Origin of the sequence: Hymenobacter lapidiphilus (assembly GCF_013377885.1) — a bacterium.
Taxonomy (GTDB): Bacteria; Bacteroidota; Bacteroidia; order Cytophagales; family Hymenobacteraceae; genus Hymenobacter; species Hymenobacter lapidiphilus.
The window spans coordinates 82,265-101,006 of sequence record NZ_JABKAU010000013.1 but is presented as its reverse complement, the minus strand read 5'-3'; the positions used below and the strand labels follow the sequence as shown (position 1 = coordinate 101,006).

General features: G+C 58.4%; 15 protein-coding genes. 1 reads left to right on the top strand and 14 read right to left on the bottom strand.

Going from position 1 to position 18,742, the window contains the following annotated elements; all coding sequences use genetic code 11:
* The first annotated feature begins 183 nt into the window (after positions 1 to 183).
* Positions 184 to 699, top strand: coding sequence for a hypothetical protein (locus tag HW554_RS09230; RefSeq protein ID WP_176908293.1), 516 nt, complete (start codon positions 184 to 186; stop codon positions 697 to 699).
* Between the two features lie 82 nt (positions 700 to 781).
* Here the strand turns inward: HW554_RS09230 and amaB are convergent, their stop codons facing one another.
* The 14 genes from amaB to HW554_RS09160 all read right to left on the bottom strand — a co-directional run bounded on the left by amaB (position 782) and on the right by HW554_RS09160 (position 18,590).
* Positions 782 to 2,380 (bottom strand): L-piperidine-6-carboxylate dehydrogenase, encoded by a 1,599-nt coding sequence (gene amaB / locus HW554_RS09225; protein ID WP_218134670.1) that lies wholly within the window; start codon positions 2,378 to 2,380, stop codon positions 782 to 784.
* A gap of 574 nt (positions 2,381 to 2,954) precedes the next feature.
* Positions 2,955 to 3,197 carry a hypothetical protein gene (locus tag HW554_RS09220; protein ID WP_176908292.1) on the bottom strand — a complete coding sequence of 81 codons (243 nt, stop codon included), beginning with the start codon at positions 3,195 to 3,197 and terminating at the stop codon, positions 2,955 to 2,957.
* Positions 3,190 to 4,377: an AAA family ATPase gene (locus HW554_RS09215; RefSeq protein ID WP_176908291.1), complete on the bottom strand. Its 1,188-nt coding sequence runs from the start codon at positions 4,375 to 4,377 to the stop codon at positions 3,190 to 3,192. The genes HW554_RS09220 and HW554_RS09215 overlap by 8 nt, the downstream gene beginning before the upstream one ends.
* A 115-nt stretch (positions 4,378 to 4,492) precedes the next feature.
* On the bottom strand, positions 4,493 to 6,004 hold the full coding sequence (locus HW554_RS09210; RefSeq protein WP_246285166.1) for a Do family serine endopeptidase: 1,512 nt from the start codon (positions 6,002 to 6,004) through the stop codon (positions 4,493 to 4,495).
* A 264-nt stretch (positions 6,005 to 6,268) separates the two neighbouring features.
* Positions 6,269 to 6,703 (bottom strand): Hsp20/alpha crystallin family protein, encoded by a 435-nt coding sequence (locus HW554_RS09205; protein ID WP_176908290.1) that lies wholly within the window; start codon positions 6,701 to 6,703, stop codon positions 6,269 to 6,271.
* 200 nt (positions 6,704 to 6,903) lie between these two features.
* Entirely contained in the window at positions 6,904 to 7,737 is an 834-nt protein-coding gene (locus tag HW554_RS09200) for a hypothetical protein (protein ID WP_176908289.1), read from the bottom strand.
* 95 nt (positions 7,738 to 7,832) lie between these two features.
* On the bottom strand, positions 7,833 to 9,032 hold the full coding sequence (locus HW554_RS09195) for a M20 metallopeptidase family protein (RefSeq protein WP_176908288.1): 1,200 nt from the start codon (positions 9,030 to 9,032) through the stop codon (positions 7,833 to 7,835).
* Between the two features lie 95 nt (positions 9,033 to 9,127).
* A complete protein-coding gene (locus HW554_RS09190) occupies positions 9,128 to 9,676 on the bottom strand; it encodes a sporulation protein (protein ID WP_176908287.1) in 549 nt (182 codons plus the stop codon).
* Positions 9,642 to 10,343, bottom strand: coding sequence for a deoxyribose-phosphate aldolase (deoC, locus tag HW554_RS09185; protein ID WP_176908286.1), 702 nt, complete (start codon positions 10,341 to 10,343; stop codon positions 9,642 to 9,644). Before deoC ends, HW554_RS09190 begins: the two co-directional genes overlap by 35 nt.
* Positions 10,344 to 10,522: 179 nt before the next feature.
* A complete protein-coding gene (gene secA / locus HW554_RS09180) occupies positions 10,523 to 13,927 on the bottom strand; it encodes a preprotein translocase subunit SecA (RefSeq protein ID WP_176908285.1) in 3,405 nt (1,134 codons plus the stop codon).
* A gap of 318 nt (positions 13,928 to 14,245) precedes the next feature.
* A complete protein-coding gene (gene glf / locus HW554_RS09175; RefSeq protein ID WP_176908284.1) occupies positions 14,246 to 15,421 on the bottom strand; it encodes a UDP-galactopyranose mutase in 1,176 nt (391 codons plus the stop codon).
* A 196-nt stretch (positions 15,422 to 15,617) separates the two neighbouring features.
* Positions 15,618 to 16,811, bottom strand: coding sequence for a glycosyltransferase family 1 protein (locus tag HW554_RS09170; RefSeq protein ID WP_246285165.1), 1,194 nt, complete (start codon positions 16,809 to 16,811; stop codon positions 15,618 to 15,620).
* Between the two features lie 227 nt (positions 16,812 to 17,038).
* Positions 17,039 to 17,554: a GNAT family N-acetyltransferase gene (locus HW554_RS09165; protein ID WP_176908283.1), complete on the bottom strand. Its 516-nt coding sequence runs from the start codon at positions 17,552 to 17,554 to the stop codon at positions 17,039 to 17,041.
* A gap of 31 nt (positions 17,555 to 17,585) precedes the next feature.
* Complete coding sequence (locus HW554_RS09160) at positions 17,586 to 18,590, bottom strand: ABC transporter ATP-binding protein (RefSeq protein ID WP_176908282.1); 1,005 nt, start codon at positions 18,588 to 18,590, stop codon at positions 17,586 to 17,588.
* Positions 18,591 to 18,742: the final 152 nt, after the last annotated feature.

Genomic DNA, 18,742 nt, shown 5'->3' with positions numbered 1-18,742 from the left:
ACGAAACAAAAGAGTGGGAAAGGTAAATATCCCACTTTCCGGGCGAACCGACACGCGCCGGCAGTTAAGTAGCATAAAGACCAGCAGCCGGGCCGGTAGTTGCACCTGTCGCCTGTCAAGGATTCAACGAAGCTGCAAAAAGCCGCTGCTTACTTTGCTGCTCCTTAAAGCCTTTCCTGCCCCATGAAGTTTCTTCCGACCTTACTTATTACGGGCATCAGCCTAACCGCCTGCCACAAAAAGGATGCTGCCCCAACCATTGACTTCGGGCCCAACGGCGGCATTACGGCGCGTGATGCCAATGGCAACCTTCAAAGCCCTGCCGACCCAACCGATTGGAGGATGCAAGGCATCTGGAATAAGCAGGAGCAGGATTTGTTTAAAAGCTTAAGCCTCAATTTAAACGGGAATCAGGAAGGTGGAGTAAAGGGAATCGAGCTATATCCAAATCCGGCAACGAATGCCACCCAACTTTATATCGAGCATCCGGGAAATGCCACCCAATTCGCACATATACTTGTGAACCAAGAATACCAAGTGGTGCGGACACTGGTAATTAACGTTGCCGCCAATGGCTACACGTTTGATCTGGGCAGACTCAAAAAGGAGGAGACCTATCGATTGTACTACGTTTTCTACTCCGGCAATACACTTATCGAAAAGGGCCACGGCGACATTAGAATGGCTAACAAGCCGTAGTTAATAATAAGCCCGCTAGCACGCCAAACGGCCCGCCCGGTAAAACCGAGCGGGCCGTTTGCGTACTCTCGAAGCGCTAAGGCTACACGTCGAACTTGATGCCCTGGGCCAGCGGCAGCGTGGTGCTGTAGTTGATGGTGTTGGTCTGGCGGCGCATGTACACCTTCCAAGCGTCGGAACCGGACTCGCGGCCACCGCCGGTTTCCTTCTCGCCACCGAACGCGCCGCCGATTTCGGCCCCGCTCGTGCCGATGTTCACGTTGGCAATGCCGCAGTCGGAGCCGCCCTGGCTGAGGAAGGTTTCGGCCTCGCGCATGTTGAGCGTGAAGATGCTCGATGACAGGCCCTGGCGCACGCCGTTCTGCAGGTCGATGGCGTTGGTTACGTCGCCGCTGTACTTGATCAGGTACAGAATGGGCGCGAAGGTTTCGTCCTGCACCGTGGCGTACTCGTTCTTCGCCTCTACAATGGCTGGCGTTACGTAGGTGCCGGTTTCGTAGCCTTCCCCTTCGAGCAGCTCGCCGCCGATGAGCAGCTTGCCGCCTTCACTTTGCACGGCCTTCAGGGCCTTCTGAAAGCCATCTACCGAATCCTTGTCAATCAGCGGGCCGACCAGCGTGCCCTCCTGCAGCGGGTGGCCGATGGGCAGGTTGGGGTAGATTTTGAGCAGGCGGGCCTTCACGTCGTCGTAAATCGAGTCGTGGATAATAAGGCGGCGGGTGCTGGTGCAGCGCTGTCCGCAGGTGCCCACGGCCCCAAACACGATGCCCGGCATAGCAATGCTCAGGTCGGCGTGCTCGGTGAGGATGATGGCGTTGTTGCCACCCAGCTCCAGCAGCGACTTACCCAGGCGGGCGCCCACGGCCTCCCCTACTTTCTTACCCATGCGGGTGCTGCCAGTGGCCGATACCAACGGCACGCGCCCATCGGATGCCATTTTGGCCCCGATTTCAGCGTCGCCAATTATCAGGTTGAAGATGCCCTCGGGCAGCTCGTTTTCTTCCAACACACTCTTGATGATGTGCTGAATGGCCACGCCGGTGAGTGGGGTTTTCTCGGACGGTTTCCAGATGCAGGTGTCGCCGCAGACGGCCGCCAGCATGGCGTTCCAGCTCCACACGGCCACCGGGAAGTTGAAGGCCGAGATGATGCCGACAACGCCCAGCGGGTGGTACTGCTCGTACATGCGGTGAGCAGGCCGCTCCGAGTGCATGGTCAGGCCGTGCAGTTGGCGCGAAAGGCCCACGGCAAAGTCGCAGATGTCAATCATTTCCTGCACTTCGCCGAGGCCCTCCTGCAGGATTTTGCCCATCTCGTAGCTCACCAGCTTGCCCAGGTCGTCCTTGTGGTCGCGGAGCTTGTTGCCAATCTGGCGCACGATTTCGCCGCGCTTGGGCGCCGGCACCAGCCGCCAGGTTTTAAAGGCCTCCTGGGCCTTGGCTACCACGTGCTCATAGTCTTCGGCCGTAGCCATAGCCACGGTGCCAATTACCTGGCCGTCGGCGGGCGAGTGGATGGTGCGGGTATTCTGGTTATCGGTGCCGCCCCACTCCAGGCCGGTGCTCCAGGCGGCGTTATGGGCCTGTACGCCCAACTCGCGCAGTACCTGCCGGATGCCGTGGTGGTCGTGGTCCTGAACGTCGGTGCCGGTGGCAACTGCTTCTTCGAGTGCTTGCTTCATGGGATGCGGAATATGAATTGGGTGGGATTACAAGAGAACGAGGTAGCCGCGGCGGCCTCTTACAAAGCTAACAAATTAGATTGGGGCCAGATTTACCAAACGGCCTCCCCAGCCTCTTTTAACCGCTCTGACACGAAGGCTGCCAAGCGGGCGTAGGCCGGTGGCGCACTGGTTCGCAGCGCTTTCAGCAGACTCACAATTTCCGGTTGTTCCTCAGCCCGAACACTCTAGACTTGTTCCCGAATAAGAAACGGCGGAAAACTTCTGCTGCTGTTGTCAATCGAACCGGCTTTTTTACCTAGCGAAACCGGTATCTGCTGGTTCTCTGAGGAGCCGTGGTTTCTGGCTTCAAATACCGCCTGGAAAACCACTGATTTCTTATTGAGGAACAAGTCTTCTTAGTAAAGCCCAGAAAATCACTCAGCAACTCCGGCAACTGATACGTCTGGGGTTGGAGGCCTGCAGCCCTCATGTTCCCATACAACCAACCATCACAGGCTGGATCGAGCACAACTAGATATTGGCTGGACAGCGCCCGGTGGCGATACACCGCGAACAGGCACCCCGGCTCCTCTCACCGCAGCACTACTTGGTCGAAGGGCTGAAGTTTGGGAATCGAGAACAGGTGCTTGTCATTATCGACCATCGCGACCACTAGTCGCGAAGTACCGTAGCGCTCGGCCTGCTGGTACAAAGCGTCGCCCACTTTGGGGGCTCCTTTTATGTGGATAATAAGCTTCTGCCGATCGTAGAGCAACGCCCGCATCAAAGCTGTGTCCACATGACATTCGGGCAGAAACAGAATAGAATTAGGCATACGAATTATTACTGGGCGTAAAGCGACTCAGATTATAAAACACGTCGATACTATCGTTTCTAATTTCCCGAATTTCTTCGTCGCTGAGCTGCTTTACTTTGGTTTGATAATCCTCATAATACGCAAGGAAAATAGCTAATTCTTTCTCCTGACCTTCCTGCGGTAGCAACTGCTCCATTATTTCCGTCACTAAATATGGACTGTGAGTAGCAATAAAAAATTGATTATTCCGGCTTTCAGCAATTCTTCTACCTAAGTCAGAAACATATACAGGAAATGAATGTGCTTCCGGCTCTTCAAGCAAGATAACTGCATCATTATTGCTCTCTATAACAGACATATAAAATATCATCCTCTGTAATGTATCAGCGATACTTGAATAAGGATACGAATATATAACTCCATCGAGGTCTTTTATAACTTCCATCCTTCTCTCATCAATCCGTATTAAAAGCTTTAATCCATATTTACTGAACAACTGCGACACTTCTTTTCTCAACGAAGGATAAGCTTCCACTATTTGAACTAAATTATCACCATAGGGTGGCAAGAGGTATGGCATATAATTCTCATTCATCACTGATTTAGGCTGTTTAAAAATATATGGCCTTACGTATCTATTTCCTGCATATGGTCCATTACCTTGCGAACTTACTCCATCATTTTTTTGCCCTACAGGCAATATTTGAGAATGAATATATTGAGGAAATGGGTTTACGCTGGAATCCTTCCATTCGATGAAGAAATTCAGCATTCTGTTTTCAGGCTTATCTTCTGGCATAGCAGAATACTTGCTAGCGTATTCACTCTTCATTCTATTCCAAGTATCTAATTCAGCAAGAACGTACCTGAACCCATTGCCAGTTGAATAGTCTCTGCCAATCACACAAATATCGTTATCGGTTTTAATAACAATGGGATCTTTAGTCATATTATCATGAAATAATTGACGGACTTCGTGATAACGTACAATGCTCCCATAATGCCTACCTGACTCATCTGGACGACTTGCAAAGTTTGATTGCGGGAACTTTCCGCCCAATAGGCTCATTGCCTCTAGAATATTCGACTTCCCTACATTAGGCATCCCTATAATCAGGTTGACTCGGCGTGGGTTTAACGTCACGTCTTTGATGGACTTGAAATTCTGAATGCGCAGGGTGTTGATGGCGTTTTCCATAAGTCAGGCGGCTATTATTCAAAGGTAACAAGTTAGGGCCGATACAACTACAGCAAAAAGCCTCCGTTACGCGCGTAACGGAGGCTTTTTGCTGTAGTTGTTTACTTAGCCACCTCTACTGGCCCTGCCCGATGGGGTAGTAGGCTTTGCGGCCGTCGGGGTACACGCCTTCTACCAGCGCGCCATCGGTTTCTTTGGCGGCTTCGAGCAGGCGCTGCACGTCCTGGGGCTTCTCGACGCGGTTTTTGTCGATGCGGGTGATGATGAACCCGTCGGCAATGCCGGTTTCGCGGAAGTTGGAGTTGCGGATGTTGCTGATTTTAGCGCCGCCCTCAATGCCCAGCTTGCCCTGCTCCTGCCGCGTTACCGGGCTCAGGCTGGCCCCTTCATACTTGATGGTGGTAGCAGCCGTTTCCCGAACTACATCGGTAGTGCCAGTGGAGTTACGGAGCGTGGCGGTAGCCACACGGTCATTGCCCTCACGCAGGTAGGCCACCTTTATCTTGTCGCCAGGGCGGAAGCGGGCAACCTGCTCCTGCAGCTGCGAGGAGGTGTTCACCTTTGCGCCGTTGATGGACGTAATCACGTCGCCTTCGCGCAACCCAGCTTCGGCAGCACTGCTGCCTTTGCCAGCCCCCATCACGTACACGCCACTAAGCGTGTTGAGCTTCTTTTCAGCAGCCAGCGTGGCATCTATTTCCCGGATCTGCACGCCCAACAGAGCACGCTGCACCACTTTGTACTTGAGTAGGTCATCAATCACCTTGCTCACGATGGAGCTAGGCACGGCAAACGAGTAGCCCACAAACGAGCCGGTTTGCGAGGCAATGGCCGAGTTGATGCCAATAAGGTCGCCGTTGAGGTTGACCAGCGCGCCGCCCGAGTTGCCGGGGTTCACTACGGCGTCGGTCTGCAGAAACGACTCGATACCCATGCCATCTTCGCGGCGCAGGATGTTGATGTTGCGACCCTTGGCCGAAATAATACCGGCCGTAACCGTTGAGTTCAGGTTGAAAGGGTTGCCCACGGCCAGCACCCACTCGCCTACTTTCACATCGTCGGAGTTGCCGTAACGGATGAAAGGCAGGTTATCGGCCTTCACCTTGAGCAAGGCCAGGTCGGTGTTGGGATCTTTGCCCACCAGCTCGGCCTCGAACTTGCGCTTATCGTCCATTACCACCTCAATTTTACTGGCTTTGTCGATAACGTGGTTGTTGGTAACAATATAGCCGTTGGCGGCAATGATAACGCCCGAGCCCGAGCCCTGCTGGGGCTGCTGCTGCCGGCCGCGGCCGCGGTACTGGTCAAAATCGTCGCCGAAAAACTGGCGCAGGAAGGGGTCCATGCGCATGGCGGCATCGTTCTGGCCGGCCTGGGGCGAGTACTCCGTCATTACGTGTACTACAGCGGGCGTTACGGTGGCGGCGGCAGCCGTGAAGTTCAGACCGTCGGAAACGGCGTAGGAGCTGCTTTTGAGGGCGCTGGTGTAGCGCACATTAGGGTCGGCGGCCAGGGCTTGGGGCGAGTTGTCGCGCTCGGGTTCGAGCAGCTTATAGCCGCCCACGGCCACGCCTCCGCCCAGAATGGCGGAGCCCAGCAGGCCGAGCATCAGTTGTTTTGCTTGCATGGGTATTGAAAAGTTAGGGGTAAATAGCGAAAATTGAATTTACAATGAAAAAGCGGAGCAGACAATCAAACGGCGCAGCCAGCACTTCTCTGAGTGCTTCTACAACGCCGGATACCTGATCTATGGTGCCCGGTTGCATGGGCGTTCAGGGTTTAAAACAGCCCGTTGGTAGATTGTTTTAAGCGAGCAGCAGACGCTGAGCGCATTAACCACTCCTGATAAGCAAAAAGGACGCTCTCGTTGAGCGTCCTTTTTGAGAAACGATTAGCGTACCTCTATCTGCAGCTTGCCCACCTTTTTGCTGTCGAAAGGCAGGGTCAGGTGCAGAATTCCGTCAGTGAGTTCGGCGCTGATGGCCGTTACGGCCACGGTATCGGGCAGACGGAAGGTGCGCGAAAACGTACCGTAGCCCGACTCGACGCGGCGGAATTTCGGGGCATTTTCGGCGGCTTCCGGGGCTTTCCGTTCACCGCTGACGGTGAGCCGGCCTTCCTGAAAGTCGATTTTTACATCCTCCTTCGCTACGCCGGGCAGCACGAGCTGCAGCTGGAAGCCTTCGGGGCTTTCGAGCACGTCGGCGGCAGGGTTGAACGATTCGGTGGGTTTGGTCTGGGCCGGCAGCGTATCACGCAGCATTTCGTTGAGCGCCGAATGAAAGGAAGGGCGGGCCAGACGGTTGTTATACAGCAGCGTTGGCATAGTTGTACAGAGCGTAAGGTTGAAGTTGAACAGCCGGTTTGTCAACCAGCAACACCCCTACATCATAAAAGCTGTACCAATCGAGCTCAAATGCCACATTGACATTTTATTCAACTCACCTTCTCTCCTACTGCCAATCGAAACGCCTATAGACACTGCATGTCGATTTATTCATAATGCCAGGTTGACACTATAGCCTGCTAATGCTGCGTGGGCAGCGGCTGGCGGTCGGCATCGAGGGCGGCGCGGCCCAGCGTTACGCGCAGGTCGAGCCCTACAACCGGAGTTACAAACCTGAAATTGCCGCCTGATACACGGTTACCGTTAACATCGAATTGGTCCAGGGCCTTCATGTAACTGGTTTGCGAGGCCACCCAGGGTGTCAGGTCGAAGCGGGGCGAGAGACGCACACCCAACTCACCGCGCAGGCCGCCTAAATCAACGAACTGTTCTTTGGCCTGGTCCTCATCGCGCTGGAAGCGCAGGTAGGTGAGAACTTCATACGACAGGCGAGGACGCAATTTCAACGTAGAACCCAAGCCAAACTCGTGGTCAAGGCCCAGGCGCAGGCGGGCCAGGGCGCGGTTGGGTGGCGAGTCGCCCAGAATAACGAAGCTGGTTGCATATTCGGCCGCCAGCCGCTGGCTGAAGCGCAATGGCCCTATTTTAGAGCTGTGGCGTAGCAGCAGGCCTGGCACGATGCTGCCGGGCATATTCAGGAAGTCGCCATTCCCGCCATAAGCGTTTCTGCCTACGCGAAAAGTCGCTCCCCAGCTCCAATTGGGGTTCCAGAAACGCTCGTAGCCCAAGCGGAACTGGAAGCCCGGGTCTACATTGTAGGCATTATCAACCTCGACCGGCCGCGCCAGATTAAACCCGACCAGCAGGTAGTCGTTGCCGCGCAGCGCAAACTCGGCTTGCAGCTCGGGCAACACGGTCCATTCAGTAGTGAAGCGGCGCTGAGCAGCCGCAGGCATAGCAGACAGCGCCAGCAGGGAGGTGGCCGCAATGGCGGCAAGCGGAGAAAGGCGCATAAATAGGGAGCGGATAGATGATGGGCCGAAGCCGACACCACAATAGTATCAGGAAAAAGCTAAGAACGCCACCGGTATGCCGTTGGCTAGCCGGGCTATTTTTCTGCCAGCTCGCGTAGTGTCAGCCACGCCATCAGGCCGGGGCCCACTTCCAGCGCGTGCGGATCGACGTCGAAGGTAGGTGTATGGACGCTGGAGGTGAGGCGGCCGCTGCCATCGGCAGCGGCGGTGCCGAGGCGGTAGAAGCAGGCGCTGGCCGCCTGGCTGAAGTAGGCGAAGTCTTCGGCGGCCATCCACTGGTCAAGTTCCACTACGTTTTCGGAGCCCAGGTATTCCACGGCGGCCTGCTCGGTGCGGGCCGTGAGGGCGGGCTCGTTTTCGAGGTAGGGGTAGCCACGGCGGATTTCCAGCTCGCAGCTCGCTCCCATGCTCTCGGCCAAGCCCTCGCAAAGGCGGCGCAGGTGCGTGTGGGCCTCGTTGCGCCACTCCTCGTTCAGCGTCCGGAAGGTGCCTTCCATATAGACCTCGTTGGGAATAACATTGGTGGCGCCCTGGGCAAGAACTTTCCCGAAGCTCAGCACCGAGGGCAGCTTGGGGTTGGCGCGGCGGCTCACAATCTGCTGGGCCGCCACAATGATGTGGGCCGCCACCAACACCGGGTCTACGTTCTGCTCGGGCATGGCGCCGTGGCCGCCCTTGCCGCGCACGGTCAGGTACAACTCGTCGGTGCTGGCCATGTAGCGGCCGGGACGCAGGCCTACTTTGCCGGCCGGCAGCATCGGGAACACGTGCTGACCCAGCACGCTGGCCGGCTTCGGGTTTTCGAGCACGCCCTCGGCAATCATCAGCGAAGCACCGCCGGGCAGGCGCTCCTCGCCGGGCTGAAACATGAGCTTCACGCTGCCTTCAAACTCGTCTTTCAACGCCACCAGAATTCGGGCCGCGCCCAGCAGCGAGGCCATATGCACATCGTGGCCGCAGGCGTGCATCACGCCGGGCTTCTGCGACTTGTAGGGCACCTCGTTCTGCTCGGTAATGGGCAGCGCGTCCATATCGGCCCGCAGCGCCACGGTACGGCTACCGGGGTTGCGCCCCTCGATAATGGCTACCACGCCCGTGTCGGCAATGGGTTGTGGCTGCAGCCCCAGTTTCTGTAGCTGCTCCGTCACAAATGCCGCCGTCTCGTGCTCCTCAAACGACAGCTCGGGGTGGGCGTGCAGGTGTTGGCGAAGCGCTACGGTATCAGCTGCCGTTTCGGCCGCCAGCTGCTTTACACGGGAGAGAAGATGATTCATAGATTAAGGCTGTTAGCTAAAAAAACGTCATCTACAGCATTGCGAACAGGAGAACGAAAGCTAACAGCTAATAGCTCTCAGCTAGCAGCTCAATTTCAATACCCCGTTTTGTTGATGATTACCTGCATGGATTCCAGCTCGGCGCGGGGGGCCAACGGGCGCAGGCGCAACAGGGCTTGGGCGGCTTCGAGGCGGGTGAGGTAGTCGCCAACCTGCAGCCGGAAAATGGGGTTCTTGTAGGTCAGATAGTCGGTTTCTTCGGGGTAGCGGCTGATGATGGCGCGGCGGATGCTCATGGCTTTATCCTTTTCCAGCCCCACATACGCCAGCACCCGGTAGCCCTGGGCGTACTTAACGTTGCGGTTGGTATAGGCCAAATCGCGCAGGCGCTGCTCTATCTGGTCGTTTACCTGGTTGGCAGGTGGCACCGGCCGCACCCGCGGCGCGGTTGCCGCAACCGGTGCTTTAGGTGCCGGAAATACCGGCCGGAAACGGCTCAGGTCTTCGGGCGGCACCTGCGGGGCACGGCGGGTAGTATCGGCAGCCGGTGCCACGGGCCCTGTGGCGGCACAGGCGCCCAACGAAAGTAGGCCACACAACAGCAGCACGTTACGAAGCAGCGGAAGAGTCGTGGTCAGAATCATAAGTGGCGGTTTCAGAGGCGGGTTGGGCCAGCAAAGCTACGCCATCGGAGGCACCCAGGCGGTCTGCACCGGCTGCTACCAGGGCTAGGGCGGCTTCGCGGGTGCGGATGCCGCCGGAGGCTTTCAGGCGGATGTGGGTGGGCAGCGAAGCGCGCATCAGCTCGATATCGGCCACCGACGCGCCACGGCTGGCAAAGCCGGTGCTGGTTTTCACGAAGTTGGCCCCGGCCTCGGCGCAGAGCTGGCAAGCCGTCACGATTTCGGCCTCCGTAAGCAAGGCCGTTTCGATGATAACCTTGAGCAAGGCCCCACGCAGGCGGCACAATTCGGCCAACTGTCCGATTTCGTCCTCTACTTCGGTATGTCGGCCGGCTTTCAGGGCACCTACGTTCAGCACCATATCCAGCTCCGTGGCCCCATCGGTCAGGGCCAGGTGGCCTTCAAAAAACTTCACCTTGGCCAGTGAGTAACCCAGCGGAAACCCAATAACCGTGCACACGGCCACGCCCGAACCCTGCAGCGCTTCGGCGGCCTGGCGCACGTAGCAGGGCGGCACGCACACGGTAGCGAAGTGGTGGGCCGCCGCCTCGGCGCAAAGCCGCGCAATCTGGTCCGGCGTGGCGTCGGGCTTCAGCAGCGTGTGGTCGATGTAGGGCGCGAGGTTCATTGGCGGGGGATTTATTACTTATGTTCCGGAGGTAATTCAACGTCCGTCATCCTGACGAAGGAAGGACCTTATCGCACTGAAACGAGTCGTTGCTACGGCCGTTCAAGCGCAATAAGGTCCTTCCTTCGTCAGGATGACAGGCGGCTGTCTGAAGTCAGAACCTGACCCCAGAGCACCAGCTAGTCAATCAGTACGGCCCGGTCGTTCAGCAGGTCGTCTTCCACCTGCTTGAACTTCACGTCGCGCACGATGCGGCCGTCCATATACTGTACGCTCACCTTTTCGTTGCGGTTGGCCACTTTCTGCGACTTCATGGGCTGCTGCTTTTCCAACACCTGCGTCATGGCGCCGTCCTGCTCCAGGTCCTCGGGGCCCGCGCCGAGCGACACAGACGAAGTTTCCTTCTCCATCGTGAGCTTGGGCTGCGGCGGGGCTACGGGCAGCTCGTCCTCGGTGAAATACTCGAACTCGTCCTCGCCATCCTGGCCGGCCTGCATCGGCACGTCGGCGCGGAACAGGAACTGGATGGTGTCCTCGTTCACCTTGCTGATCATCTGCTTGAACAGCTCGAACGACTCGAACTTGTACACCAGCAGCGGGTCCTTCTGCTCGTACACCGCGTTCTGCACCACCTGCTTGAGGTCGTCCATGGCGCGCAGGTGCTTGGTCCAGGCCTCGTCGATAACCGACAGTACCACTACCTTTTCCATGCCCCGAATCACCTCCTGGCCCTGGGTGGCCTGGGCGCGGCGCAGGTTGGCCACGGCCTGAATCTGCTTGCGGCCGTCGGTGAACGGTACGGCAATGTTTTCGTAGGGTGCGTTCTGGCTCAGCAGGTCGTTGATGAGCGGCATGGCGTTGTTGCCGATGAACTCGTTCTTGCTGTGGTAATAGCCCAAGGCCTCATCATACAGCAACTGCGTGAGCTGGCCGGCCGTCATGCCCGTAAGCTGCTGGGCCGTCAGGTGGGTGTCGTAGCCGAAGATGCGGATGATGGCCAGCTGGAAGTCGCCGAAGTCGTTGCTGCCCTTATGGCCCACCACGATGTCTTCGCAGACGTCGTAAATCATGTTCCAGATATCGAGCTCCAGCCGTTCGCCGTGCAGGGCGTTGCGGCGGCGCTTGTACACCACCTCGCGCTGTGCGTTCATCACGTCGTCGTACTCCAGCAGGCGCTTACGGATGCCGAAGTTGTTCTCTTCCACTTTCTTCTGGGCCCGCTCAATCGAGCTGGTAATCATCGAGTGCTGAATCACTTCGCCTTCCTCCAGACCCATCCGGTCCATGAGCTTGGCAATGCGGTCGGAGCCGAACAGGCGCATCAGGTTGTCTTCCAAGCTCACGAAGAACTGCGAGGAGCCCGGGTCACCCTGGCGGCCGGCGCGGCCCCGCAGCTGGCGGTCGACGCGGCGGCTTTCGTGGCGCTCGGTACCGATGATGGCCAAGCCGCCCGACTCCTTGCTCGTTTCGCGCAGCTTGATGTCGGTACCCCGACCAGCCATGTTGGTGGCAATAGTAACGGTGCCGGGGAAGCCTGCGCCGGCCACAATTTCGGCCTCGCGCTGGTTTTGCTTGGCGTTGAGCACCTGGTGCGGAATGCCCTTGAACTTGAGCATGCGGCTCACCAGCTCCGAGATTTCGACGCTCGTGGTACCTACCAGCACGGGCCGGCCGGCCTGCACCAGTTCCTGAATTTCGTCGGCTACAGCGTTGTACTTCTCGCGCACCGTTTTGTACACCTTATCGTCGTCGTCCTTGCGGGCGATGCCGCGGTTGGTCGGAATCACGACCACGTCGAGCTTGTAGATTTCCCAGAACTCACCGGCCTCGGTTTCGGCCGTACCCGTCATGCCGCCCAGCTTGTGGTACATGCGGAAGAAGTTCTGCAGCGTTACGGTAGCGTAGGTCTGGGTGAGCTCCTCGACGCGTACGTTTTCCTTGGCCTCCAACGCCTGGTGCAGGCCGTCGGAGTAGCGGCGGCCTTCCATCACGCGGCCGGTCTGCTCATCCACAATCTTCACCTTGCCATCCTCGGTGAGGATGTACTGGTCGTCGCGCTCGAACAGCGTGTAGGCCTTCAGCAGCTGGCTGATGGTGTGCACGCGCTCCGACTGCTGCTGGAAGTTGTCCATCAGCTGCTCCTTGGCGTGCAGTTTCTCCTCCCCACTCAGGGCGGCGTTCTTCTCAATATCGGCTATTTCCGAACCGATATCGGGCATGATGAACAGGCGCGGGTCTTCACCTTCGCCGGTAATCAGGTCGAGGCCCTTTTCGGTCAGCTCAATCTGGTTGTTCTTCTCGTCAATGGTGAAGTACAGCGGCTGGTCGGCCTGGGGCATCTGGCGCGAGTTGTCCTGCAGGTAGAAGTTCTCCACTTTCTGCAGCGCGGCGCGCATACCGGTTTCGCTCAGGAACTTGATGAGCGGCTTGCTCTTGGGCAGGCCGCGGTAGGCGCGGAACAGCGCCAGGCCGCCTTCGCCCTCCTTGGGGCCGAAGTTACCTTCCTTGATGGCCTTGCGGGCCTCCACGAGGTAGTTCTGCACCAGCTTTTTCTGGGCTTCCACTACTTTCTGAATCCGAGGCTTGAGCTGGTGGAACTCATGCACGTCGCCGCGCGGGATGGGGCCGGAGATGATGAGCGGGGTCCGGGCGTCATCAATGAGCACCGAGTCCACTTCGTCAATCATGGCGTAGTGGTGCTTGCGCTGCACCAGCTCCTGCGGGTCGCGGGCCATGTTGTCGCGCAGGTAGTCGAAGCCGAACTCGTTGTTGGTGCCGTAGGTGATGTCGGCCAGGTAGGCCTTGCGGCGGGCGTCGGTGTTGGGCTGGTGCTTGTCGATGCAGTCCACGGTAATGCCGTGGAATTCGAACAGCGGCGCGTTCCACTCCGAGTCGCGCTTGGCCAGGTAGTCGTTCACCGTAACTAGGTGCACGCCGCGCTTGGCCAGCGCGTTCAGGAACGACGGCAGGGTCGAAACCAGCGTTTTGCCTTCGCCGGTAGCCATTTCCGAAATTTTGCCCTGGTGCAGCACCACGCCGCCAATCAGCTGCACATCGTAGTGCACCATGTCCCAGACGATTTCGGCACCAGCTGCCAGCCATTTGTTGCTCCAGATGGCCTGGTCGCCGACGATGGTGACGTTGCCTTTGCGGCTGGCGTACTCGCGGTCGTAGTCGGTGGCCGTTACCGTCAGCTGGCCGTTTTGGGCGTAGCGGCGGGCGGTTTCCTTTGTGATGGCAAAGGAGACGGGCAGCACTTCCATGAGCACCACCTCCAGGTCCTTGTTGCGCTGCTTTTCGAGGGCGTCAATCTGGTCGAACAGCTCCTCTTTCTGCACCGCGTCGAGGCCATCGGCATTCACCCGTACATGCAGGGCTGCAATCTGGTCGTCGGTCGTTTTCAGGTGGGCATTGATGCGGGCGCGGACCTCGTCGGTGCGGGCGCGGAGCTCGTCGTCGCTGATGGGTGCCAGTTTGGCATATTCGGCGTTAATAAGCGCCACGTATGGGACAATCTCCTTCAGGTCCTTGTCGGCTTTGGACCCGAACAATTTGGCGACGGTCTTCCCTAAAAAATCAAGCATGTTGCGGTTACCTTAATTGAAACGCCGGGGCGCAGTTCAAATTTACGGCGTTTTTCGGGAATCACCCGGCTCTTTTCAAGCCGCCACGCCACTCCGGTTCCGAAACGACAAGCGGCCCATCCTCAAACATTGTGCACATTCGGTTTGGCCGGCCGGCTTGTCAGGTTAGCTGGCAGTTAGGCGCAAAACGTCATCCTGAACGCAGCAAAGGACCTTATCACCCCAAAACGTGCCGTTTATATGGCCGTCAGGAGTGAATAAGGTCCTTTGCTGCGCTCAGGATGACGTTTTGCGGCTAGACGATAATAGCCTGAAAACCTACGATTTAGCCGGGTCGCGGGCTACCATCTTGTTGACTAAGGCGGTTGAGCCGGCAATGGCGGGCTTACGTGGCTTCTCGTCCGACTTCTCGGTAAGCTTCTTATAGAGCGTGAGGGCCTGGGCTACCACTTGGTCCATATTGTAGTACTTGTAAGTAGCCAGGCGGCCCACGAAATGCACGTTCGGGGTTTCATCGGCCAGCTTCTTATACTGGTTGTAGAGCTCGGCGTTTTCGAGGCGCGGCACGGGGTAATACGGGTCGCCCTCGGCCTTGGGGTACTCGTACACGATGGCCGTTTTGGGGTGCTGCTGGCCGGTAAGGGCCTTGAACTCGGTGATGCGCGTGTAGAGGTTGTCGTTGGGGTAGTTGACGACCGGCGCGGCCAGGTAGTTCTCGGTATTCAGCGTTTCGTGCTTGAATTCGAGCGAGCGGTAGGGCAGCTTGCCGTACTTGAAATCGAAGAACTCATCGACCGGACCCGTGAAAATCATCTCCTTGAAGGGAATAAAATCGATGATGTCGTGGTAGTCGGTGTTGAGCATTACCTTGATGTTGGGGTGGTCCAGCAACCGCTCGAACATGCGGGTGTAGCCGTGCAGCGGCATGGCCTGGTAGGTATCGGTGAAGTAGCGGTCGTCGCGGTTGGTGCGGGTGGGCACGCGGCTGGTCACCGATTTATCGAGCTCCGAAGGGTCCATACCCCACTGTTTGCGGGTGTAGTTGCGGAAGAACTTCTCATACAACTCCCGGCCCACCTTGCTCACCACCACATCTTCCGACGTTTTGACGACCGGCACCTTCTCCGCCACCGACTCGAAGAACTCTTCCACCTCGAAGCTATTCAGCTTCAGGCCATAAAGCTTGTTGATGGTATCGAGGTTGATGGGCATCGGCACCAGCTGGCCATCCACAGACGCCAGTACCCGGTGCTCGTAGGGGCGCCAGTCGGTGAAGTCGGACAGGTACTCGAATACGTCTTTGGAGTTGGTGTGGAAGATGTGCGGGCCGTATTTGTGCACCAGTATGCCATCCTCATTATAGTGGTCGTAGGCGTTGCCGGCAATATGGTTGCGCTTGTCAACTACTAATACTTTTTTGTTGGAGCGAGTAGCCAGCCGCTCAGCAAGCACGCTGCCGGCAAACCCGGCACCTACTATCAAATAATCGAACATAAATCGGTGTTTGGGAAATGGGTTGGAGAGCCTGCCGCCTAACCGACGGGCATACATATGAGGTATTCGTTACCGGAGAAGCAAGCTCTGTTTACCTGAACAAAACAAGCTGCATTTTGATGCTGTTTTTTAGCAAATTCAGCCAAAATAATTGGCTATTTCAGCGAAACTATTACTGCTACTTTCGGGTTGCCAGTCACTTTGCTTCAATCCGCTGCTGCATCAGGTCTACCATCTGCTGCCAGGTCTGGTCCCAGCTGATGGTGGCCAGATACCTGTCGGTGCGCTGGCGCCAGTCGGCGTCCTGGGTTTGGGTAAGGGCTGTTGCAATGGCTTGGCCGAACTCGTCGGCGGTAGCGGCAATCTGCACCAAGTTCAACTCGCCGTAGGGCCGCACCACGTCGCGGATGGGCGTGCTGACTACCGGGCGGCCAGCGGCCAGATACTCGGGCGTTTTGGTGGGCGAGATGAACCTGGTGCTTTCATTGTCGGCGAACAGCAGTGTGGCTACATCCCAGCCCGCCAGATAGGTGGGGAGTTCCTGGTAATCTTTGCCGCCGAGGTAATGAATATTGCTCGACTGCGGCAGCGTGGCGGGGTCGATTTTGACTATCGGCCCGATGATGACGAACTGCCACTCGGCATGCGCTTCGGCCAACTGGCCCAGCAGTTCAATATCAAGCCGCTCATCTACTACTCCGAAGAAGCCGATGCGCGGGTGCGCAATACCGGCCTGGTCGGCGGGGTCGGGTAGCGGCTGGCGGGCCTGGCCGAAATGGTCTTTATCGATGCTGCTGGGGAAGGGGTGCGCGTCGGGGTGCTGCTGGCGTTTGGCTTCGTAGAGCGTATGGCCGCCGGTAAACACGAGGTCGGCCTTTCGGAACAGCTCCTGCTCCCGCTCGCGCAACTCGGGCGGCGCGAACTTGAAGTTGGCCAGCTCGTCCATGCAGTCGTACACCGTGAGGGACGGCGCAAAGCCACCCGACTTGCCCAGGGCCATGGGCGTGTAGTACCAGAACAGGTAATTAGTCAGGTTCTGCTCTTGGAAAAACTGCTGTAGCAGCGCCTGCTGGGCTGCGTCGGCGGCCGGGGCATCGTGGCGCAGGCGGTCGGGCAGGTGGGCTACCACTACTTTCAGGCCGTGGGGGCGCTCCTTTATTTCGATATGAGGCTGCACCTCATCGTTGTCATGATAAAAGGCGTCCTCCACGTAAAACACGCGCCCCTGCTGGGCAAAGCGCGACATTAGGTGCTGGGGACGCTGCCACACGAAATCCCAGTGCAGGTGTGCAAAGCACACTACGTCGGGCAGAGAATAGGTAGTGGTTTGGCCAACGTAGTTGGCGGCAGCGGAGCGCGCGGGCACCTCCGCCAGCGGGGCAGATGGCATAGAAAGCAGTATAAACGAATGAAGAAAACCGGGTAACTACACGGGCCTTTCTGCCCGGCTCCCTTCGCCTATACGCCCGCCTTTTTAAAAGGATATTGTTGAGCTACTACTATTTTTTCTGGCTGGCAGAAGCTGGATATAGTAGCCTGAAGATGCTGTAAACTTATTATCAGCGGGCCGGTTAAGCGCGGCGAATGGTGCGAAAACCCGCCCCAGAGTACCGTCCGTTACAGCAGGCACTGCATCTCCACGGCATCCTGCCAGCCGCCGGCGGTGCGCAGCCACTCGCGCCGCAGGCCCACCCGCGCAAAGCCCACCGCCGCAAACAGCCGCTGGCTGGCCTCATTATCGACCCCGATAGTGCAGTACAGCTGGTGCAGGCGCAGCACCTGCCGGGCATAGGGCAGCAGTAACACCAGCGCGGCCTGGGCGTAGCCGCGGCGCCGGTGGCTGGCCAGCACCGTAATGCCCACGCCCGCCCGCTGGTGCAGCGGCTCGAAGCCATACAAATCCAACGTGCCCACCGCCGCCCCGCTGGCCGAATCTTCGAGTACCAGCCGCAGCTGCCGCACCTCAAAAAAATCGGCCGCCGCGCTGTCCAGGTACTGCCGCAGCACGTGCCGCGACACAGGCGCCAGCGTATCCGACACGCCCCACACGGCCGGGTCGTTTTCCAGTTGATATAGAAACTCCAAGTCGTCGGCTTCGAGCGGGCGCAGGCGGATGAGGTCGGATTGCAACATCTTTCAGTGCTTGGTTGATAGTGCGTTGTGCTTAGCCACTTATAAACGAAACCGGCGCGCCCTCCGCTAACTGTACCACTACCGCTTCTCCCGCTACTACCGCTGCGGCCGGCAGACGCACTCGTAGCAGCGTGGCGGGTAGCTGCACTTCGACCTCGTAATAGCTGCCCATGAAGCGCACGACCCGCACGGTGCCAGCCGCGCCGGGGCTGCCAGCGGAGGCCAGCTGCAGGTTTTCGGGGCGCACGAGCAGTACCGGGCCAGGCAAGCGGCGGCGCGGGGAAAAGGCCAGCAGGGCGCGCAGGTCGGGGCCTTCGAGGCGGTTGTAGTCGCCGAACAGGGCGGCGGTGTACTCGTTCACGGGCTGGCGGTACACCTGTTCGGGCGCGCCCTGCTGCACCAGCTGGCCCCGGTGCAGCACCAGCAGCTCATCGGCCCAGGGCAGCGTGTCGGTGGGGTCGTGCGAGACGAGCAGGCAGGTGATGTCCAACTCCTCTCCCACTTCGCGAATGACTTGCTGGAGCTGCTGCTTGTGGGTGCGGTCGAGGTTGGAGAAAGGCTCGTCGAGCAGCAGCAGGCGCGGGGCCGAGAGCAGCAGCCGCGCCAGGGCCACCCGCTGCTGCTCGCCGCCCGAAAGCTGGTCGGTGCGCCGGGCCATCAGCGGGCTGATGCGGCAGACCTCGTACACGGCCTGAGCCTCGGCGGCGGGCCGCTTGCTGGCATAGCGCAGCACCTGCTCCACCCGCAGCGACTTGGGCAAATCGGACTTTTGCGACAGATACACGATGCCCGGATGGCCTGGCACCAGCACCTCCTGGGGCCCGCGCACCCGGCGGCCTGCAAACCGTACTTCCCCCGCCGTGGGCTGTACCAATCCCGCAATCACCTGCAGCAACGTGCTCTTCCCCGCCCCCGATTCGCCCGCCAAAGCCAGCTTACGGCCAGCCATCAGCTCGAAGCTGATGCCATGTAGTATTGGCTGGCCGTGCTCTTCGAGGTGGATGTCGTGGACGGTGAGAAAGTCGGTTTCAGACATGGATTAGGCCGTAGTAGCTGGGGCGAGGAAACGAACGTCTTTCAGAGCGCTAGCAACCAAGCCTCTAAAATATATGCCCCCCAGGGAGGTCGATGTAGGGGCGGGGCTTGTCCCCGCCCGCCGTATGCTCCGCTTCAGCAATTTCGTTCTAT